The following is a 21,111-nucleotide window of genomic DNA, read 5'->3' on the forward strand; positions in this document are numbered from 1 at the left end:
CTGTGGACAGCTTAAAGACTGGCTGAGCAGTTTTCTGCAAGCGGCGATCGCTGCGACACAATACAAGCTCAATCAACACATACAAGAGGGTAGAGACAACCAATGTTTTCGGGAGGTGAGTTTTAGTCGTGACTCCTGCAAGCTATTCACAACTGATCCGGTTTCTTCGGGAGGATTTAGCCTTATCTTCTTCCTCCATCGAGATGGCCCTGCGGCACTGCGCCCAAGATCCTGGCCCCTTGCCCATGGTGCTTTGGCAGTACGGCCTTGTAACCCTTGATCAGCTCAATCGCATTTATGACTGGCTAGAGACGGCGGCTTAGAGAGGAACGGAGAGACAGTCTAGCAACTGTCATTAGCAGACCGAAAAAGCTTTTCAGAAATTTTGGTCTAACTCCTAACAAATTCTCGTGGTTGGTCAGCCGTCAAACAGTCATCCGGCAAGGGGGAGGCAAGTCTCGTGCTGATATGCTGCAATGTTTGGTTCTATGCAAAAAAGCGGATTCGGTTGAATCCGCTTTTTTGTGTTTATGGGTTTTGTGCCTAGTTGGGCTTTAGCCGATCAGCACTTTGGCCGCAGCAGCAACCCCAGCGCCCGAGGTAAAGGTCTGGTGACCGAGGTCTTGCAGGGTGGCTTCGAGGGCCGCGATCGCCGTCAGAATATCGCGATCGCTCACAAAACCGAGGTGACCCACCCGGAAGATCTTGCCCTTGAGGTGGTCTTGGCCGCCCGCTAGCGCGATGTCAAAGCGCTTACGCATCGCTGAGCGGATTTGCTCTGCGTCCACCGATTGGGGCATGACCGCCGTGATAGCTGGGCTCGCTGCCTCATCCGGCGCAAACAGCGGCAGATCGCACGCCCGCATGGCGGCGCGAGTCGCCTGCATTTGGCGCTGGTGGCGAGCAAAGATATTCTCGAGACCCTCGGCTTTCATGATCCGCAGGGCTGCCTGCAAGCCAAAGAACAAATTCACCGGCGGCGTGAAGGGCGTACTGTTCTTGGCGGCGTCTTTGCGGTACTTGCCCAGATCCAGATAGAAGCGGGGCAGTTTTGCGGTTTTGTAGGCGTCCCACGCTTTGGCGCTGACGCTCACAAAGCCGAGACCCGGCGGCAGCATGTAGCCTTTCTGGGAGCCGGAGGCGACGACGTCGAGGCCCCATTCATCGATGGGCACGTTCACAGCGCCGAGGCTGGTCACCGCGTCTACGATCATCAACGCTTGGCCGTGGGCTTTCACGTGGCGGTTGATGGCTTCGAGATCGTTGAGGACGCCGGTGGAGGTCTCACTGTGGGTGATGATGACCGCCCGGATTTCCTTGTTGGTGTCCGCTTCTAGAGCAGCGCGGAATTGCTCGGGGTCGAGGGGCTTGCCCCACTCGGCGGTGATCGCCTGGACCGTCAGACCGTAGGCTTCGCAGACTTCGCCCCAGCGCTCGCCAAACTTACCGTTGTTGCCCACCAAAACGCGATCGCCCGGGCTCAGGAAGTTGATGATTCCCGCTTCCATGGCGCCGGTACCGCTGGAGGCTAGCACGAGCACGTCGTTTTGGGTTTGGTGCAGCCATTTGAGGCCTTCGGTGACCTCCGCCATAATCTTGTTGAAGTCTCCGCTGCGGTGACCGATGGGGTGCTTTGCCATCGCCAGCAGAACTTGCTCCGGCACCGGTGTGGGGCCGGGAATCATCAGCATTAACTTGTCATCCATTGGTTCTGTCCAACCGTGTGAGGCATCTAAAATTTTGGCGTATGATCCAGGATCGCATAACTCGCTCCTTTCGGCTTAGGGGAGGATGACGAGTCTGGGAAAGGGATTTAAGGAAAAATTCGGCAGCCTCAGGGCCTGAATTTGGGGGGGATGATAGGCCCTCGCAAAAGAGGCAGGAGCGGGCAACCCAGGAGTGGGCGACGAAAAATTACAGTGGCGTGAAAAATGGCGGCGATCGCCCTTCGCTCCCACTAAATTACAAAAGACAACCGTAGAAATATCTATTTTCTGCCACAAGCTGCCCTTATCTAAACGGATCAAGGGTTAGCGGGTGCGTAGAGTGAGCTTAAAAACGCTGGTAGTCATCGCTGATCAGCGGTGGGGAGAAGGGTTTATGAATTGGGGATATGGAGCGAGATCTTGGTGGCGAGCGGCGCTGTTGACTGGGTGTTGGGGGCTGGGGGTCAGCTCGGAGGCGATCGCCCAGGGCACCGCGGACCCTCCGGAGCGAGAGCCGGGCATGGCGCAAGACGCGATCGCCCAGGTGCCGGACCCTAACCGCGATCGCCTACTGCCGTCACCGGGCCTGCCAGAGACCCTCCCGACAGACCCCGAGACTATCCTGCCGGAAGACGAGCCCCTGCTAGAGGAGGAGCCGCTCCTCGAGGAGGACACGCTGGCACCCGAGACTCCCGCAGAGGAGACCCCCGCAGAAGAGGCGAGCCCCCTGATTGCTGTCGAGCAGGTGCAGGTGGTTGGCAGCACGGTCTTTGAAGAAGCCGATTTCGAGGCGATCGTCGGTCCGCTAGAAGGCCGCCAAGTCACCCTTGAGGCGCTGCGCCAAGCCGCCGACAAAATCACCGAACTCTATCTTGGCGAGGGCTATATTACTTCGCGGGCCATTGTTGGCGACCAGACGGTGAGCAATGGCATCGTCCAGATTCAGGTGATTGAGGGCAGCGTCGAGGACATTATTGTCGAGGGCAACCAGCGGGTGAGGGCGGACTACGTCCGCGATCGCATTCGCCTGGGCACCGGCCAGCCCCTGAACAAAAATCGCCTCGAAGACCAGCTGCGCCTCCTCAAGCTCAACCCGCTCTTTGCAAATGTGGAGGCCAGCCTGCGATCGGGCAAGCAAATAGGGCGCAGCCTGCTGTCGGTGCGGGTGGTCGAAGCAAATCCATTTCAGGCAACTTTTAGCGTTGACAACTACTCGCCTCCCAGCGTTGGCTCGGAGCGCATGGGCATCGCGCTGCGCCATCGCAATCTCACAGGCAACGGCGATGAGCTAGCGGCAGCCTACAATCGCACCACGGCAGGCGGCGCCAATGTCTTTGACTTCAGCTACCAGATTCCGCTGAATGCCCGCGAGGGAACCCTGGCTCTGCGGGCAGCTCCCAACAACAATGAGATTATTGACCCGGCCTTTGCAGGTTTTGGGATTCGGGGGGAGACGGAGCTCTATGAGGTGAGCTTTCGGCAGCCCCTGGTGCGATCGCCCCGCGAAGAGCTAGCCCTGTCCCTGGGCTTCACGCTGCAAAACGGCCAGACGTTTTTGTTTGACAATCAGCCCACGCCCTTTGGCATCGGTCCCGACGCCGATGGCTTTAGCCGCACGCGCGTGCTCAAGCTTGGTCAAGACTACGTGCGCCGGGACGTGGGCGGCGCTTGGGCCTTGCGATCGCAGTTCAACCTGGGCCTGGATATCTTGGACGCCACGATCAACGACGACCCCACGCCCGACGGGCGCTTTGTGAGCTGGCTGGGCCAGGCCCAGCGGGTCCAGATCCTCAATGACAGCAACCTGCTGATCGTGCAGGCTGACCTTCAGCTGACGCCTGATACCCTGCTGCCGTCTCAGCAGTTTGTGATCGGGGGCGGCCAGTCCCTGCGCGGCTTTCGGCAAAATGCCCGCTCCGGGGACAACGGCTTTCGCTTTTCGGTGGAGGACCGGATCGCCATCGTTCGCAATGAAACCGGCAGCCCCACTGTGCAGCTGGCTCCCTTTGTGGATGTGGGCAAGGTTTGGAACACTTCGAATAATCCCAATCGGCTGGCGGACCAGACCTTTTTGGCGGCGGCGGGCCTGGGACTACAGTGGGAGGCGCTGCCCGGTCTGACGATTCGCCTAGACTACGCGGTGCCGTTTATCGAGCTGAGCGATCGCACCCAAAACGCCCAGGACGAGAGCTTCTACTTTAGTGTCCGCTACACGCCCTAGGTCGCTCTGGGTAACGCCGTTGTCGCTTTTACCAGGGGTTCCCGATCAGGGTGAAACCGGCCCAGTAGTAAGGGTGAGACAGCACGCGATCGCTCACCAAGTCGGCACTCTCTGGCGGCAGCTCGACCGCTGGCAAGAACTCCAACCCTTGCAGCTTGCCGTCTTCAAGGGTGATTTGCCCCTGGGCCATGGCCAGCTGAGCCCTGCGCAGGGCTTCTGCTTTGATGGGGGCTGTCCGCAGATGGCCGTAGAACTCTGTCATCAGGCCCGCTGTTGCCGCATCGTTGACAAACCACAGACTGGCGATCGCGCTTTTGACCCCGGCCTTCACCGCAAAGCCCGCAAAGCCGAGCTCTGCTTCTTCGTTCCCCAGAGCCGTTCGGCAGGCGCTGAGCACCAGCAGCTCTACCGGCGGATTCGCCAGCCCCAGGGTGCGCAGCTGGTCTAGCTTGAGGCGGCTGTTCCAAAACTGCACGTAGGAGTTGGCCAGCGGCCCAGGCTCAAAGTCCGCATGGGTTGCCAGGTGAATGATGCCGTAGGGCCGCTCGGTGCGCAGGGCCTTGAGGCGATCGATGGTGAAGGACTCATTGAGCAGCGCCCGTCCTTGCCAGAGCTGCTCGATAGCCGCCAGTTCCGCCGGCACCGCTGGCAGAGGCGGCTGCTCTTGGGTGCTCTCGGACACGCCCATGCCGAGGACCTGGGTATCGCGAATGTCACGATAGCGGGTATCGGTCAGGGAGAGGCTGGGCATCATCCCAACGCTGAATTCTTCCACCAAGAACTGCTGACCGTTGTGGAGCGCCGCCATGGGGGTCGATCGCAAGCCGGGCTCCATGAGGAACACCAGATTGTTGATTCGGCGCTGCTCGAGCCTCAGGAGCACCGGCTCAATGATCCATTCATGGAGCTGCTGGGCCGGCAGCAGGTAGTCATCGGAGCTGGTGGAATCGGGGCTGGCAACGGCGGCCCGCAGATCGGCGGCGATCGCCATCACCCGCGATCGCGTCGCCTCTGGGATCCGCTGGAAGATCGGCTCTCCCTCCGCCGTCACCACCAACACCTCCAGCTGATCGCTGTCCTGGGGCTCAAACTCCGAAGTCGCCTCCGAAGACAAAGCCTGGGCGATCGCGCCAAACTGCCACTCCATTTGGCCTGCGCGGTTGGCGCTGCCGCCCCCACTGCCAAAGGCTTTTTCTGGATCTAGGGCCGTTGCTTGGCCGGGGGCGCCAGTTCTGGCCAGCACTTGGCCCTCGGGCAAAAAGCTGAGATAGACCAACGCAGGCCGCGCGCCCGTATTGTCCTCGATGTCGCGCAAGATTTCCCGTGCCTCGTCCAGCGTCACCGGGGGCGTCTCGATCGGGATGCCCAGATGGTCGGCAAACTCATTGGTCAGACGGCTTTCACGAGAGGCGATCGCCGTATCAACCTCCGCAACCGGAACCCTTGTCGCCACATTAATGGGCGATCGCACCGGTTCCTGAGGCGGTCTAGGTCTACGGACCTCAGGCTCGGGAGACGGGGTTGGAGTTGGCTCAGGAGACGGAGTTGGGGTTGGTTCAGGGGTTGGCTCAGGAGATGGAGTTGGGGTTGGTTCAGGGGTTGGCTCAGGAGATGGGGTTGGCGGTGGTGGTGGTGGTGGTGGTGGTGGCGGTGGCGGTGGTGGCGGTGGCGGTGGCGGTGGCGGTGTTATCACCACATTCACTGAAATCTGGATAGGCGCCGATAGGGAAACGCGATCGGTAGCCCGCAGCGTAAAGAGCGGCAGCGTCCCCGTGACCCCCGGCGGCGCTTGGTATTCCACCACATCCGTTGGACTCAGCCGCGTTATCCCCGGCGAAATCGAGCTGCCATTGACCCGCACGATTACCCCCGGAGCCACCGAGTCAATAATGTAGGACTCACCCGCCACCGTCGGCAGATCTTCAGGATTTGCGTCTCCCGGCGACAAGCCTAGAGCCGATGCGGAGAACGTAAAAACGCTGCCAGCCTCCGCATCTCCCACCGTAGGATTCGCCGCCGAAAGCGTTGGAGCCGTATTGCGATAGGTAATGCGCACCCCATCCACATTGGGGTCCCCCAGATCCGAATCCGTGTTGTTCGGAATCGGGGTTCCCGGAGCCGGAAACGTCTGCCCTGTGATCAGCACCCCAGTTCCTGGTGCAGTCGATCGGCTGTCGATCGAGCCCGCCGTACCATTACTCGTCGCATTCCCGACAATAAAGCGCGAATCGTCCACGCCCGTATTCGGCCCACCGTTGTGGCTGATTTTGACAAAGCCTCCTTGGTCACGGGCCGCCGTCAAAATCGTCTCTCCGGTAATCAGAGTCCCCGTTCCGCGCACCACTCCCTCAGCGGTGATGCTGACTGGCCCGCCGCTGGCAACCGAATCCAAATCGTTTATGCGGCCCTGGGTGTTGATACTTTCAAACAAGACATCTCCAGGGTTTCCAGGGAGCACCGATAGGGTCACAGATCCCCCCGATACCTGGGGTACCACGCTAGAGGCAACCGCAGTTGTGTCGATCGCCCCCGTCTCAATCGGGCCTCGGGAGACGATATTGACGGGTCCAGCAACATAGGGGGCAGAGACAAACCCAAAGCTGTTCACTCCCGTATTCAAAGCGCCAGTCTTGACCCCAGCCCCCTGAATCACAACCTCCCCGCCTCGCACCACAGAACTCGCCGAAGGATTGGTCGCCGTAGCCGTAATGTTGCCAACCTGCACGGTCTCCGATGCATTGATGTCAACGCGGCCCGCTTCACCCAGGCCAGGCAAGCCCACATAGCTACTGCTGGTGTTGATATTGCCTGCAACGATTCGCCCCCCACGGGCTTCGAGGATCACAGGACCGCCATACACTTCTGCTGTAAATTCAGAGCCCGGATCAGAGTCAATATTGCTAGAGGTATCAATATCCCCCACCTGGATATTGCCAGCAGAGAGAGTTCCGGGTGTCGAAAAAATCGTTCCTCCCAAAGGTGGCGAATTGGGGGGCAGGGTAAATACGCCGGGACCTGGAGCTGCCGTCAGGGTTGGCTGGCCAGCTCGCAAGATCAGGGCAGGACGAGTGGTGAGGAGGGTAATATCTGGGCTGGGTGGTTGACCCGTCAAGCCGATATCTGGCCCCGTGATGCGAATGTTGCCTGCGGTGATGCTGCCACCAGACTCGATCTTCAGCGCCACGCCGTTGTAGTCACCTAAAAAGACATCGTTGGCTGAGCTGATGATGGGGTCGTAGTAGCTGAAGAAGTCACCCGGGCGCCCGTCCAGCTTCCTGAGTTCAAAGACGCCGCCGCTCGTGAAGTGGGCATCGCCTGAGATGGGGCCGTCGCTGATCAGGCGCATGTCTTCGCCGCTGACGAAGGGCGTGATGTCCAGGTGGTTGAGAGCAAGGATGTCAACGGCTTGGCGGCCCTGGAGGGTGAGATCGCGGCCCGCCTGCGCCCGAAAAGGAACCGTGGCGCTGTCTCGGATGTAGATGCGGTTATCGGCTTGGAGGGTCAGGTCTTGGGCAGCGCTGAAGGTGCCTTCGAGCAGGTTAATGCTTTCGGTGGCCTGGACCCGGACGTTTTGGCCGCTGGCTTGGCGCAGGGTGACGTCTCCCGGCTGCAGGGCCAGGCTGGAGCCCTGGAGGCGGACGCTGCCGTCAGGGTCTACGGTGACGCTGGTGGCGTGGGGAGCAGGGCCGCCGGTGAGCAGCTCGGGCAGGCTGGCGATCGGCAAATTCCAGGTGCCGCCGAGGGGGACTGGATTGACCGCGGCGTCGTGGGGACTAATTTCTAGGCTGAGGACATCCCCGGGCTGAGTGAGACGAACGGTGCTCTGGCCCGGGACAGCGGCGATCGCCAGCTGGCCATTGGGCGTCAAGAGCGCTCCGGTGCTGATCACGCTGCCGCCCAGCAGGGTCAGGTTTTGGCCCGGTGCCAGCGTGCCCTCGTTGACCAAGCTGCCGGGCTGGTCCACCTGGAAGACAAAGCTTTCGGGATTGCCGACCAGGTTGGCGTAGTCTTGGCTGCCGATGGCGCTCCACCAGCCCTCGGCGAACTTCAGGTGGGTAGCCGTGGCAGCGGTAAAGGAGCCGGGAATATCCAGGCGAGCGCTCGGCCCAAAGACAATGCCCGCTGGATTGAGCAAGTAGAGATGGGCGCTGCTGCCGACGACTTGCAGCAGGCCATTGATCTCCGACGGCGTGCCGCTGGTGATGCGCGACAGGATGTTTTGGGTTTCTGGGCTGGTCAGGAACCGGGCCGTTTCGGCGTCAGTGAGCCCAAATTGACTAAAGCTATGGAAGAGGTTTTGGCCGTCGCGCGATCGCGCCCCGCCCGTGATGTCATAGCGGCCTTGATTGAGCTGAACCTGGGTGTTTGTGCCGTCGGGGTTGGCCTGGATGGATTGAGCTTGGGCTTTGCCGGCCTCCGTATTGATCAAAGGCGCGACGATCAGCAGAGCAGGCAGGAGTTTTGGGAGGAGGTTCATGGCAGTGACAAAACGCGGGCGATCGCCCAAAAGGTTGTAGGCAGCGGCACCACTTCCATCGAGAAAGTCTGGAAAGTATTCAGGTCAAGGATTCAGAACCAGGCGCGATCGCCCTTCAATCTGGACCCATATTTCGCAAACTTGGGAGTCTCTTGGTTGGCGGATCGACGTTGAAACCAGACCTCACCATCGAAGCACTTTGTTTGCCCTCAAAATCTCGCCCAGCCAGCGCGGAATCTGCCTCTAGTCTGCGGCACTTTTAGGCCACTTTCCGCCAAGATTTAGGAATACTTCACGGCGGGGTCAGGGCCCTTGGCAAAGCCGGTCCGGGCGGGTCTCTTTTCAGAGCCCCCAAGGGGTCAAACAGGCCGATCGCGGAACCTTTCGGAAAGGTTGGCAGGTTTCTAGAGGGTGCGTTATCGTCAACTGACGCAGTCTCTTGGCGTTTTTTGAGGTTATTGGCCCGAGTTCGCCGGGCAGGCGCAGCCAGTTAAAACGTCCTTGAGCGCGATCGCCCCTCACACTGTTCCGTCAACCTTTGTGCCTGAATGTTTTGCCCATGACCCGTCTTCGTCCTTTACCGAACTCGCTCATCGTCGGCTGCTGGCAGCTTGACGATCGCAGTTGGAAAGCCCTTTCCGAAGCAGAGATTGCTCGGGCGATCGACCTTTATCAGGCCCACGGCATCAACTGCTTCGACACCGCCGACATCTACGGGCGCAGCGAAACCCTCTTGGGTCGACTCCTCAAAGGCAGCGACAGTTTTGTCTTGACCAAAGCCGTCTTTTTTGGCGAGGCGCCGAGCGAGTTTCAGGTGCGCCGCAAAGTCGAGAATTCCCTGCGCAATCTCCAGCGAGACACCCTCGATGTCCTGCAAATTCACTGGCACGATCCGGAAGTGGATTTCGCAGGCACTTTCACCGCCCTAGCGGACCTCGTGGACCAGGGCAAAATCCAGCGGCTCGGCGTGACCAACTTCACCACCGCCATGCTCGAGAAAGCGCTGCAATACGCCCCCATCAGCACTCACCAGGTCCAGTACAGCCTGATCGATCGGCGGGTCGAGGCGGCGATGCAGGCTCTGTGCGTGGCCAATGACGTCGCGCTGCTGCCCTACGGTCCCTTGGCGGGCGGCTTTTTGTCGGACCAGTTTCGCGGCACCCAAGCCCCCAAAATGGAGGGCGATCACGGGCGATCGTTCTATTACAGCCGCATGATCCGGCTTCATGGCGGCTGGCTGCCGGTCCTGCGGATGCTGGACACCCTGGCAGAGGTGGGCCAAAAGCACGGCAAAACCATTTCCCAGGTGGCGCTGAACTGGGTGAAGCAGCAGTCCGGCGTGCAGGCGGTGATTTCGGGCCTGACGCTGAAGCGATCGCAGATCCAGAGCAACGTCGAGGCGCTCCAGTGGACCCTAGACCCAGAAGACATCGAGATTCTCAGCGCGCGATCGCAGTCTCTCTTTGAGCAGCCCGGCGACATTTACTCCTACGAGCGCTAGCGCGCCCGAGGCAGCGCCTCCCCAACTGGCAGACTGGCCTAGGGCGAGTCCACCGCCACCTTCAGGTATTGGGGAGGGACTGCCGCCGTCAGCCAGACCCCGTTTTCGGCGCGAAAAAACTCGTGGCCTGCCTGGTGCATCGCGCCGGAGGCCACGACCAGCACCACCGGCTTGCCGTGGCGCTGGCCAACCTGCCGAGCGGTGGCTGGGTCTGCCGACAGGTGCACGTGCTGACGAGACCCTGGCCGCAGCCCCTCCGCCAAGATGGCCTCTAGAAACCGCGTGGCCGTCCCGTGAAACAGCACCTCCGGCGGCGCGATCGGCGCGAGGCCCAGATCCACCGAGATCGAGTGGCCCTGGTTGGCCCGGATTCGCAGGCCGTCCTCGGACACGCTAAAGCGCTGTTTGCTGTTGGTGCGCACCACGTCCAAAATCACCTCCCGGGTGAGGGGCGATCGCGAGTTTTGGGACAGCCGAACCAAGTCTTCGATCAAGGCCCATCCCTGGGCATCCAGGCTCAGGCCGATCGCCTCGGGCTGATGGCGCAGAAGCAGGCTCATAAACTTGCTAGCAGTGACCAAAGAAGGCGAGTTTTCTGTCATCGATCGCTTCTCCTGCTAAGTCCGAGTGAGATAGCAGTGGCAGTCTGGCTTGGCAATGAATGTTTCTGCTAGAGCGTTTAGGGCCACTGCGGCCAGTAGTCCCCCGCCGAGGCTCCCCTGAACCGTGATGGAAGGAACTGAGGTGGTCATCAGCTGTCGCTTCGCGGCTGGAGCATGGCTAAAGCCGATGGGCATGCCAATGACGAGAGCGGGCTGGATTGTCCCTTGCTCAATCAACTTACAGGCGGTGAGCAACACAGACGGAGCATAGCCAACCACCAGCACGCAGCCCTGGGGAATCTGGTGGAGCCGCTGCTGCCAGCGGTCGTGGTTCCAAAAGGCTTGCTCGGCTTCGCTGACCCCCGTGACGTGAGGATCGTCAATCAGGGTTGCGATCGCGCATTTGAGATGGGCTAATCGAGTCTGATCGAGGGCCGCCGCGACCACCGGAACATCGGTCACAACCGAGCACCCGGCCTTCAGCGCCTCTCGGGCAGCGGCGATCGCCCCTGAGCTCAGCCGCACAGCGCTCACCAAGCTGACATCGCCACACGCCAGCACCAGCTGGTGCAGCAGATGGACCGTGATTTCAGAATAGCCAGACAAATCCGGCAGCAGGTGTTGCAGGGACTCCTGAAATGCTTCTGGATGGTTGGTCGTCTCGGCGTCCAGATTGAGCCACAGCTGGTCGAGCTTTCCCAAGCCCTCCTGGGCGTCGACATCTAGCTGCTTGAGCTGTGCCAGCGCTTCGGCTTGGGTGATTTGGCAGTCTTGGTCGCGCCCCAGCAATCCCTCCAAGGCCGATGCCGTCTGGCGGAGGCGAGTAATCTGCTGAATCACCGAGCGATACTGCTGCTGTAGCTGCGCCATCAGGGTGGGATCGCCATCGTCGTCTGAATGGCTGTCGAGCAGGTGCCGAATGTGGGACAGCTGAAACCCCTGCTGCTTCAGGGCGATGATCCGCTGGAGCCGCTGCACGTCCTGCTGAGTATAGAGGCGGTAGTTGCCTTCGGAGCGCTGGACCGGAGGCAGCAGTCCGAGGGTGTGATAGTGGCGCACCATGCGGGGCGTAACGCCACCGCCAACCGCATCGGTTAGTTCTTTGATCGTTAGGGGGTCGGTCTTCATTTTTTCAGTTTACTCAAACCTTGACATTGACACTAATGTCAAGGTTTAGGCTAGGAGGGCAGAAATCTGACGTTTTGAAGCATGGTTGCAGCTCCCCCTCCTATCCCTCGATTTTCTAACCTTCTCAAGGATCACCCTGACGCAGGAGCGGCGATCGCCTGCGCGGTGCTCGTCTTCCTAGGCTGGCAGATGCTCAACTTCGGCTGGCTGGGCATAGCCCTCTGGGTCCTGGCGGCAGCCTATGTGATCGGTGGGTTCGAGAGTGCCCGCGAGGGGCTCACCACCCTTTTTGAAGAAAAAGAACTGGACGTGGACCTGCTGATGATCGTGGCCGCGCTGGGAGCCGCAGGTCTGGGACTCTGGCGACGGGAGTATTACCTGATCGTCGATGGGGCGGTTCTGATTCTGATTTTTGCGATCAGCGGGGCGCTAGAGGGGTACGCGATGCAGCGCACCGAGCGGAGCATCCAGGGTCTGATGAGCCTCACCGCTGATACGGCGCGCGTGATGCGCAGCGGCCAGGAGCACATTCTTCCCGTTGCGGACCTCCAGATCGGCGATCAGGTGCTGGTGAAGCCGGGAGAACTGGTGCCAACCGATGGCTTGGTGATCGAAGGATTTAGCACGCTCAACCAGGCTTCGATCACCGGAGAATCCATCCCGGTGGAAAGGACGATCGGCGATGAGGTCTTTGCAGGCACCCTCAACGGCAGCGGGGCGCTGCGGCTAAAAATTCACCAGCCGCCCGAAAGTAGCTTGATTCAGCGGGTGATCCGTCTGGTGCAGCAAGCGCAAACGGAAGCGCCCCCCTCTCAGCAGTTCATTGAGCGATTTGAGCGCGGCTACGCCAAGGTGATTGTGCTGGCCGGGATCTTGCTGGGTACGCTGCCTCCCTTTCTGCTGGGCTGGAACTGGGAAGAGACGATCTACCGAGCCCTAATTTTTTTGGTAGTGGCATCTCCCTGCGCTTTGATGGCTTCGATTATGCCTGCGCTGCTGTCGGGCATCGCCAATGGGGCGCGCCAAGGCATCTTGTTCAAGAACGGGGCGCAGCTAGAGCAGATCGGGCGCGTGCGGGCGATCGCCTTTGACAAGACCGGAACGCTGACCACAGGCAACCTGCAAGTCGTGAGCGTGCTCTCGGCCCAGCCCTCTACCAACAAACTTCTGCAAGTGGCGGCGGCGCTGGAAAGCTTGTCCGAGCATCCCATCGGGGAGGCGATCGCCCAGTTCGCCCGCCAGCAAAACCTGACCTGGGCCGCCGCCGTGAACGTTCAGGCCCGGGCGGGCCAGGGAATCACGGGAGACATCGAGGGTCAAGGCGCGATCGCGGGCAAAGCGGCCTTTGTCCAGGCACAGGTCAGCACGGCGGCCCAACCCCTCCGAGAACAAAGCCAGCAGTGGGAAGCTGATGGCAAAACCGTGGTTTGGGTTGCCTACGCCGGAGAAATCTTGGGCATCATCGCGGTGGCGGATACGGTGCGACCAGCAGCAGCCAAGGCGATCGCCCGATTGAAGCGGTTAGGCGTTGAGCAGATTGTCATGCTGACAGGAGACAATTCGCGCACCGCCCACAGCATTGCTCAGCAGGTGGGAGTCGATCAGGTCTATGCAGAGCTCTTGCCCGAAGAGAAAGTAGACGTCATTCGCAAGCTCCAACAGCAGTATCAGTCCGTGGCCATGGTTGGCGACGGCATCAATGACGCTCCGGCCTTGGCACAGGCATCCGTTGGCATTGCCATGGGAGCCGCAGGCAGTGACGTGGCCCTGGAAACGGCAGATATTGTCTTGATGGCGGATCGCCTGGAGCGCCTAGAGCACGCGATTCGCCTGGGTCGGCGCGCTCAAGGGGTGGTCAAGCAAAACATTGTGTTTGCCCTCAGTTTCGTGGTGATTTTGTTAATTGCAAACTTCGCCGGAGATATCACCTTGCCGCTGGGAGTGCTGGGGCACGAAGGCTCGACGGTGATCGTGACGCTGAGTGGGTTGCGATTGCTGAGAGGGTGACAGGCCCCGCGCTGAGGCGACAAGGGTCTTGGCGCAACGCGATCGCTCAGGTTCAGCGATCGGTGCCAGACAGCGCAGCGGCCCAGCCCCAACCTGCTAACCCCAACCCGCTAGATAGGAATGCAGCAGGGAATGATGATGCATCCACTCTGGGCGTTTTGGGACTGGAGGGTCTGGGCCGCCGCCTTGCAGGCTCTGAAGCGATCGGGAGAAAGGCGAAGCGCAGCGCTGAAGTTTTGCTCGGTCAGGATGCGCTTGACGTAGTCCGAGCAGGACTCACCCTGGTGCAAAAGGCGATGGGGGCAACCGAAGCCTTTTCGCGGGGAAATGTGGGCGCGGTAGACATCCAAAGAGGCGATCGCCGCTTGAGTCGCCAAGGTTTCTAAAGAGTAAGCCGTCATGGGATTAGCCAAGAGATGAAGACTGACCCTCACCTTGTAGCTAACATATCCCCATCAAAGCTCTATCAATAGGTCTATCTACAAGATTTGCAAGACCTGTAGCCCTAGACATAGGTTCCTAATTAGAAAATTAGTTCATTTTAGGTATACAAATAAATCTCCAATTCAATATCACCAGATTCTACTGCTTCCTTTATTGCTGAGGAAAGATAACCAAAATCATACCCATCAAGAGATGTACTACTTTTTATCACTACGTAGTCCCAGTCCAAATCTTGCAAGTCTGACAATCTAATGTTTACATCTTTGAATTCAATATCATGCCTGTAGGAGTAGCAGTCATCATTGGAGTCATCAAACCAGTCATCAGTGGAGTCATCATCAACGGTTTTGACCATTTTTGAGACTTCTTCTCCAAACCCCATGTCAAGCATTAAATCTGAAAATCTATCCCAGCTTTTCGCAATTCTTATGCGATCTATACAGTCATATTTTACAAACGTGTCTTCATCTAACCACAGCCCTTGATAGGAAGATGGATGAATATCTTCAGGGAATTGCGTAGTTTCATCATACCGAACACCATCTAAATCAGCACCCCGTAAATCCGCATTCTCGAAATTAGCACCCTTCAGATCAGCGTATGAAAGGTTAACGTTACAGAGGTTGGAGCCGCGAAGATTGGCATTGATCAGAATAGAATTTTCTAAATTCACCTCTCGCAAATCTACATTCTCGAAATTAGCGCCTTTAAGCTCGGCTCGGAAAAAGTTGGCATTCGATAGCTTTACATTGCGAAAATCCACATTTACAAAACTGGAATCCGTTAGATTCGCTCCTTGTAAATCTGCCTCTTGCAAAGAGGCATTGCTGAAGTCGACACAAGCCAAATTAGCATTTGGCAGAATAATTTTGTCTAGATTTGCACCACACAAAAGAGCCTGGCCTAAATTGGCTTCACGCAAATCTGCATCTTCAAAATTAGCCCCTTTAGCATCAATGTCTGACAAGTTAGTATTTCGTAAATCTGCACCGCGAAAATCTACATTTATCAGCTTAGAATTACACAGATCTGCTCCTTGCAGATTTGCCTCTCTCAAAGAAGCATCATTTAACTCAGCATTATCTAATTTGGCATCCGACAGAACGGCCTTGTCAAGTTTTGCTCGGTGTAGGCAAGAATAGCCTAGGTTTGCTGAGCTCAAGTTTGTTTCGCTTAAATCGGCTTCTGTCAAATTATTGTCAGACAAATCGACGCGACTAAAATTGGCACCAACTATCTTCGATTTGATCATCGATAGATAAGAGAGATTGGCATCTTGCAAATCAACTCCTGTAAAGTCCACACCATCGAGATTTAGGTCATCTTCTTGAGAGGAGAAGTCTCGCACTCCTGAGGCATAGAGCTCTTGTATTTTTTTGACCTTTGCGGCTTTATCCTTGGGATACTTCTGCATGGCGATCGCTAGAAAGGAGCGTTTGTTTGTCGATCAAAACCACTAGCAGAAATCATATTTTCTGCTGAATAAGTTTTTATTTCTGACTATGCTATCCCTAACTCAAAGGCTTTTGGGCTGAAAAAAGATTAATTTTTCCTGATCTTATTGGCTCATTAAATCCACAAAATCAAGCATTTTCTGTCTTATTGTGCAGTTGAGGCGAATTAGGAAGCGGCGTGTAGAAGCTGCTCAAAAGCGGCTTGTTCTTCGGGGTTGCCGACGACCAAAAGGCGATCGCCTGGGGCAAGGGTCACCTCGCCCGTCGGGTAGCGATGAAGCTGCTTGTTGCGCTCAATGGCCATCACCGTCGCCCCAGTCCGTCGTCGAATATTGGACTGGGCCAGACTGAGCCCCTGCAACGGCGAATCGTCCTGGAGCACGTACCAGGTGTGGGGCAGGCCATCCAGCGTCGTCTCCCAGTCGGTCACGCCCCAGTACTCTGCCCGCTCCGGCAAAATCTCGCGATAGCGGCCTCGGCGATAGCGATTGACCGCCTGCTGCACCGCCGGGGCCGAGTCCCCCAGTTGCAGGAGCATGTGGGCTCCCATCTCCAGCGCCGCTTCAAACTCCGGCTGCACCACCTCCTGGGCTCCCAGCTGATACAGCGCGTCGATTTCGTGGTTGGCGTGGGCTCGCACGGTGACGTCGAGATCCGGCGCTAGGCTCAAGGCGCGGTTGAGGGTGAGACGAGTGGCCAAGGGATCGGGAAGGGCGATCGCTAGGGCGCGAGCCTTCGGCAGATTGGCTTTTTCTAGGACCAGCACACTCGACGCATCGCCAAACAGATAGGGAATTCCCCGATCGCGCAGGGCCGGCAGCGCCGCTTCATTACTGTCAATCACCAAGATCTGGTGCCCCTGGAAATAGAGCATCCGAACCAGGGTTTGGCCCACCCGGCCGTAGCCCACCACCACAATATGGTCTACCAGCTCTCCTTCCTCAGCCCCCACCAGCACCGGCGGCGGACTGAGGCGCAGCCAGTAGCGCAGCCGGGGCATGTCCTCCAGGACGCGCAGCAGCACCGGCGTCAGCCGGAGAAAAAGAGGCGCCAAGAGCAGCGTTGCCGCCGTGGTGCCCACCACCAGGCCGTACACCCTCGGCGTAAAGAGTCCCTGGGACTGGGCCATGCTAGCCAGCACAAAGGAAAATTCCCCGATCTGGTTGATGCCCAGACCCACGGCGATCGCCGTCCTGAGCGGGTAGCCAAACCCCCGGACCACCAGCCCCACAATGGCCGCTTTCCCAACCATCGACACCGCCACCAGCCCCAGCAAAATTCCAGCGTTCTCCCAGAGAAACTGGGGGTCGATCAGCAGACCAATGGAGGCGAAAAACAGGGTGGCGAACACATCCCGCATGGGCAGCACCCGATCGAGGGCGTGATCCGCGTACTCGATATTGGAAATCATCAGCCCCGCCACAAAGGCCCCCATGGCAATGCCCAGCCCCATAAAGTACGTCATCAGGGCAATGCCCAAGCACAGCACCAAAATCCCCAGCAAAAACAGCTCCTGGGATCCGCTGCGGCCAATGATGCGCACCAAAGGCGGAATCAGCCACTTCCCCGCAAACACCGCCGCAACGAGGAACAGCACCGCCTTGAAAAGCGCAAAGAGCAGCGCGCTGCCAATGGCCTCCGGCGGCTGGGTCAGAGCCGGCAATACCGCCAGCATCAGCCCCAGGCCCAAGTCCTGGACGATCAGCATGGCCAGCATGACTTGCCCATTCACCGTTTGGGCTTCGTTGCGCTCGATCAGGGTTTTCAGGACGACGGCGGTCGAGGACAGCGACAGCACCGCCCCCAGAAAAATCGCTTTGGGAATCGTGCTCACCCAGCCCAGCAGGTAGGCGAGGCCGCCCCCCAGCAAGATCGTCAGCAAGATCTGGAGCGAGCCGCCGCCCAGGGCGATCTTGCGCATCCGCAGAAGATCTTTGAGGGAAAACTCGACGCCCAGGGCAAACAGCAGCAGGGCCACGCCGACTTCGGAGAGCACCTGGATGTCACCCTCGAGGGCGACCAGCCCAAACCCCGCTGGGCCAATGACCATGCCACCCACGAGGTATCCCAGCAAAACGGGTTGGCGGAGCTGGTGGGCCAGGTAGCCGCCGGCGGTGGCTGACCCCAAGACAGTCACCATGTCAACAATGAGTTTCAGCTCACTCGCCATGCGGGTCTCCTGGAAAACTAGAACAAATATTGGGGATGAAAAAGGTTGGCTAGAGCGCTGCGATCGCCTTGCGGAGGCGGGCGAGAAAATTTCCCGCTGACGATCGTTTTCGGCTAGGGTCTAGCTAAGGGCGATCGCCCGTTCAGCGTTCCGAGAGCGCCCCAAATCGTTGATGAGCATACCGCCATGCTAGAGCTTCATTGCCATACCACCTATTCTGATGGCACCTTGACGCCCACAGAGTTAGTGGCTGCGGCCCTCGCTCGGGGGGTCAGGGCTCTGGCGATCACGGATCATGACACAATTGGCGGCTGGGATGAAGCCTACGCCGCTGCTGCGGGCACAGATTTGGAGATTATTCCCGGTCTAGAGCTGAGCACGGTCAAAAATGGGCGATCGCTGCATATTTTGGGCTTTTATCCAGATCCGGAGCGCCTGAAGCCGGTGCTGGCCGAGCGGCTGGCCGGTCGTCAGCGCCGCGCCCAGGAGATGGCCGAAAAGCTGGCGGCGCTGGGCTATCCCATCGAGCTGCCCACCCTCGGCCCCGCCATGGCCCCCGGACGGCCCCACCTGGCGGCGGCCCTAGTAAAAGCGGGTCACGTGCGATCGCCCGAGGAAGCCTTCGATCGCTTTTTGGGAGACGATCGGCCCGCCTGCGTCAGCTACGAGCCCCTCAGCAGCGAAGAAGGCGTGGCCCTCCTGCGCCAGAGCGGCGCGGTGCCCGTGTGGGCGCATCCTTATCTGTTTCGGGGCGGCGGTCTGGAGCTGACCCTGCGAAACCTGGTCGAGGCGGGGCTGCTGGGCATCGAGGTCTACCATCCCCATCACTCCTTTCAGCAGGTGGCGACCCTGGAGTCCCTCAGTCAGCAGTACAAACTGCTCAAGACCGGCGGCAGCGACTACCACGGCCCCCAGGCCAACGCCAAGCCCGACGACTGGGGCCTGCTCAATCTGCTGCGGGTGCCCCTGGATCTGCTGACTCCGCTGAAGGACACCGCCCAAACCCTACGTCAAGAGGGCCTTTCGGGGGCGATCGCTCAGTAGGCTAATCAGGTTGAGGCCGCTGAGCATGGCCGCCACCAGCCAGACAAGGCCCAGCCCCACCACTTCTCCCCCAAAGACGCCGGTCACCTGCCGCAGGACCCCACCCACAACCCAGCCCAGGGCCAGGGCGGTCGACCAGCTCACCACATTCACCGGAATCCACAGCCAGGTTTGATCCTGGCCCTGGCGCAGCACCCACCACTGGGCGCTCCCCAGGATCACGCCGACCTTGAGGCCGTCCAGCAAGCCGTAGACGAGGCGCGGCCCGATGTCGTGGGTCTGGGGCACCACCCAGCCCAGGGCACCCACCCCCAACAGGCCCAAAGCGGCCCAGCCCAGGGCGGTCGCCAAGGCCCAGCGCCAAGCACACAGGCCCCAGCGCCGCAGTCGCCAGCCCTGGGCCGCTCCGACGCACAGGCCGCCCAGCCCCCCGGCGATCGCCCCCAAGTCGCTGCGATAGCCCACCTCGATCCAGTAGAGACTGAGGCCAAAGGCCAGCACCGTCAGCGCGACCCACTGCAGCCAAAATCCAAAACCCACCTCTGCGCGAGAGGCGATGCGGCTAGGGCTCATGTTGCTTGCTCCAACGGATCAAAGAGGGTCTGGAAGGCGGCGCGGCGCTGGCGGGGCGCTTCGGGGGTCAGGTAGCTCCACAGGCTTTCCCAGTAGAAGAACGAAACACCGCGCAAACCGCGATCGCGCACGGCCTGCACCTGCTGCTCGATTTGAGCCATTTTCACCGGCTTCTTCCAGGATCCCGTCAAGATGCCGACTCCCACCGGAATCTTGGCCTGGGCCTGCTGGAGGGCGGGCTGGTCCAGCTCGAGCAAAAAGGCGTCGAGGTGACGGCGATAAACCTGCACCACCAGCTCATCGACCCATCCCCGCTCGACCCAGGTGCTCCAGTCTTGCAAATAGGCTGTGTAGGCAAAGCCCTGGGAGTTGGGGGACAGCGACACGATGCAGCCCGGCCGGGCCTGGTGGACCGCCTCAGCAATTCGGCCCATGAATGCCGTCAGCCGATCGGCCCGCCAGCGCACCCACTCCGGATCGCGGGGGTCCCGGGGCGGACGAGCGCCCCCGTGGTCGAGCTGGTAGCGGGCGACGGTGTAGGGGTCGTAGCCAAACTCCACGGGCAGACCAAAGTGATCATCGAGCTGAATGCCCGCAATGTGGTCATAGCGGGTGACCACTTCTAGGACCAGCTGCAAAATGAAGTCCTGCACCTCGGGGTGCAGAGGATTGAGCCAGACTCGCTGGCCCACGACGCGATCGCCTAGGTGCGATCGCAGCCGCTGCCAGCCCGATTCTCGCGATCGGCCAGAGAGCTCTAGGGCCGCCCCCTCAAAGTCGCCCACGGTTTGGGAGCCGTCTTGGCGCTGGGTCAGCCAGTGGGGATGCTGGCGCACGAGGGGCGATCGCGCAGGGGCCATGAACCCATACTCAAACCAGGGAATCACCCGCAGGCCGTAGTGCTGCCCTTCCCGCGTCATCTCCGCCAGCACGTCGCGCCCCGCCCGCCACAGCCGCAGCGTCGGGTCCTGGTCGCGGCCCGTAAAGCGCTGGCTCACGTCACTGGGATAAAAAGTATGGCCCCGATTCCAGACCACGGGGTATACGGTGTTGAAGTGCAGGGTCGCTAGCTGGCGAAAGGCGCGGTTGATCGCCCAGGGAGCAAAGAGGACGTTGCTGCTGACATTGGTCAGCCACACCCCCCGCAGCTCTGCCGGTGGCGATGCAGGCGCTGAGGCCGTCGGGGCCTGCCGAAGTGCCTGGGGCACGCCCGCCATGAGCAAAACCGCCAGCAGTAGGGCAGCCAGCAGCCAACGGCCCGGCCGGGGCGATCGCCCTCCCAGAGCATGCCAACAGGCTCTCACCGGGGCGATCGCCCGCTGGCAAATTAGGACCGCCTGGCGACCCAGGAGTGGGGACGATTGACGAGCCATAGCCTATCGTTCAGCCCGCTCCAGACCATCCACACAGCCCCCTTTTTCATCCCCCTTCAAAGCATTCACGGCGTCTTTCCTGAGCTGATTTCTCGCGATTTTATTGTTCCGTCTACGGTCCAGGAGAGCAGCGTTTGTTGGCATATCTTTACGCAGGGCTGCTCTGGGACTTCGCGCGCTTGAGGACTAGGTGCAGGTCGGTGATCGTGGCCGAAAGGGCCGTGGTGCCTGCCGCCAGCTCCCACTCTTGCTCTCCCAGCGCATCTAGAAGCCCATCTAGGGTTCCCGTCCAGCTCTTGAGGGGGCCGAGCTTCGTCGCGTCGCCCCGCACCGCCTGGACCCAGCGCTCTCCGTTCTTGTCGTAGCTCAACAACAGCCGCACAACCAAATATTCCAGTTTCATCAGATCGG

General features: G+C 59.8%; 15 protein-coding genes. 5 read left to right on the top strand and 10 right to left on the bottom strand.

Annotated features, from left to right (window positions below):
- Positions 1-128: 128 nt before the first annotated feature.
- Positions 129-323: a DUF2949 domain-containing protein gene (locus GEI7407_RS12800; RefSeq protein WP_015172608.1), complete on the top strand. Its 195-nt coding sequence runs from the start codon at positions 129-131 to the stop codon at positions 321-323.
- Positions 324-554: 231 nt separating this feature from the next.
- On the opposite strand, the gene GEI7407_RS12805 is transcribed toward GEI7407_RS12800, so the two are convergent.
- A complete protein-coding gene (locus GEI7407_RS12805; protein ID WP_015172609.1) occupies positions 555-1,706 on the bottom strand; it encodes an alanine--glyoxylate aminotransferase family protein in 1,152 nt (383 codons plus the stop codon).
- Between the two features lie 394 nt (positions 1,707-2,100).
- Between GEI7407_RS12805 and GEI7407_RS12810 the strand changes: the two genes are divergently transcribed.
- Positions 2,101-3,927, top strand: a complete 1,827-nt coding sequence (locus tag GEI7407_RS12810; protein WP_015172610.1) for a ShlB/FhaC/HecB family hemolysin secretion/activation protein — start codon at positions 2,101-2,103, stop codon at positions 3,925-3,927.
- A 28-nt stretch (positions 3,928-3,955) separates the two neighbouring features.
- On the opposite strand, the gene GEI7407_RS19610 is transcribed toward GEI7407_RS12810, so the two are convergent.
- Positions 3,956-8,404 (bottom strand): CHAT domain-containing protein, encoded by a 4,449-nt coding sequence (locus GEI7407_RS19610; protein ID WP_015172611.1) that lies wholly within the window; start codon positions 8,402-8,404, stop codon positions 3,956-3,958.
- A 559-nt stretch (positions 8,405-8,963) separates the two neighbouring features.
- On the opposite strand from GEI7407_RS19610, the gene GEI7407_RS12820 reads away from it, so the two are divergent.
- Complete coding sequence (locus GEI7407_RS12820; protein ID WP_015172612.1) at positions 8,964-9,905, top strand: aldo/keto reductase; 942 nt, start codon at positions 8,964-8,966, stop codon at positions 9,903-9,905.
- A 38-nt stretch (positions 9,906-9,943) separates the two neighbouring features.
- Here the strand turns inward: GEI7407_RS12820 and GEI7407_RS12825 are convergent, their stop codons facing one another.
- The gene (locus GEI7407_RS12825) at positions 9,944-10,507 is read right to left on the bottom strand and encodes an RNA 2'-phosphotransferase (RefSeq protein WP_015172613.1); all 564 of its coding nucleotides are present in this window, start codon (positions 10,505-10,507) and stop codon (positions 9,944-9,946) included.
- 15 nt (positions 10,508-10,522) lie between these two features.
- Entirely contained in the window at positions 10,523-11,635 is a 1,113-nt protein-coding gene (locus GEI7407_RS12830) for a precorrin-8X methylmutase (RefSeq protein ID WP_015172614.1), read from the bottom strand.
- An 81-nt stretch (positions 11,636-11,716) separates the two neighbouring features.
- Between GEI7407_RS12830 and GEI7407_RS12835 the strand changes: the two genes are divergently transcribed.
- Entirely contained in the window at positions 11,717-13,642 is a 1,926-nt protein-coding gene (locus GEI7407_RS12835) for a heavy metal translocating P-type ATPase (protein WP_015172615.1), read from the top strand.
- Positions 13,643-13,752: 110 nt separating this feature from the next.
- Here GEI7407_RS12835 and yidD read toward each other — a convergent pair whose 3' ends face one another.
- The 3 genes from yidD to GEI7407_RS12850 form a co-directional block, all read right to left on the bottom strand.
- Positions 13,753-14,043: a membrane protein insertion efficiency factor YidD gene (gene yidD / locus GEI7407_RS12840; RefSeq protein ID WP_015172616.1), complete on the bottom strand. Its 291-nt coding sequence runs from the start codon at positions 14,041-14,043 to the stop codon at positions 13,753-13,755.
- Between the two features lie 140 nt (positions 14,044-14,183).
- Positions 14,184-15,500, bottom strand: a complete 1,317-nt coding sequence (locus tag GEI7407_RS19615; RefSeq protein WP_015172617.1) for a pentapeptide repeat-containing protein — start codon at positions 15,498-15,500, stop codon at positions 14,184-14,186.
- Between the two features lie 206 nt (positions 15,501-15,706).
- Positions 15,707-17,710: a cation:proton antiporter gene (locus GEI7407_RS12850; RefSeq protein WP_015172618.1), complete on the bottom strand. Its 2,004-nt coding sequence runs from the start codon at positions 17,708-17,710 to the stop codon at positions 15,707-15,709.
- A gap of 186 nt (positions 17,711-17,896) precedes the next feature.
- Between GEI7407_RS12850 and GEI7407_RS12855 the strand changes: the two genes are divergently transcribed.
- Positions 17,897-18,754, top strand: coding sequence for a PHP domain-containing protein (locus tag GEI7407_RS12855; RefSeq protein WP_015172619.1), 858 nt, complete (start codon positions 17,897-17,899; stop codon positions 18,752-18,754).
- On the opposite strand, the gene GEI7407_RS12860 is transcribed toward GEI7407_RS12855, so the two are convergent.
- The 3 genes from GEI7407_RS12860 to GEI7407_RS12870 all read right to left on the bottom strand — a co-directional run bounded on the left by GEI7407_RS12860 (position 18,716) and on the right by GEI7407_RS12870 (position 21,103).
- Positions 18,716-19,327, bottom strand: coding sequence for a hypothetical protein (locus tag GEI7407_RS12860; protein WP_015172620.1), 612 nt, complete (start codon positions 19,325-19,327; stop codon positions 18,716-18,718). The two genes, GEI7407_RS12855 and GEI7407_RS12860, sit on opposite strands and share 39 nt — an antisense overlap.
- Complete coding sequence (locus tag GEI7407_RS12865) at positions 19,324-20,700, bottom strand: glycoside hydrolase family 10 protein (RefSeq protein WP_015172621.1); 1,377 nt, start codon at positions 20,698-20,700, stop codon at positions 19,324-19,326. Before GEI7407_RS12865 ends, GEI7407_RS12860 begins: the two co-directional genes overlap by 4 nt.
- 148 nt (positions 20,701-20,848) lie before the next feature.
- Positions 20,849-21,103 carry a hypothetical protein gene (locus tag GEI7407_RS12870; RefSeq protein ID WP_015172622.1) on the bottom strand — a complete coding sequence of 85 codons (255 nt, stop codon included), beginning with the start codon at positions 21,101-21,103 and terminating at the stop codon, positions 20,849-20,851.
- Positions 21,104-21,111 lie beyond the last annotated feature (8 nt).

It is taken from the genome of Geitlerinema sp. PCC 7407 (genome assembly GCF_000317045.1).
Classification (GTDB): domain Bacteria; phylum Cyanobacteriota; class Cyanobacteriia; order PCC-7407; family PCC-7407; genus PCC-7407.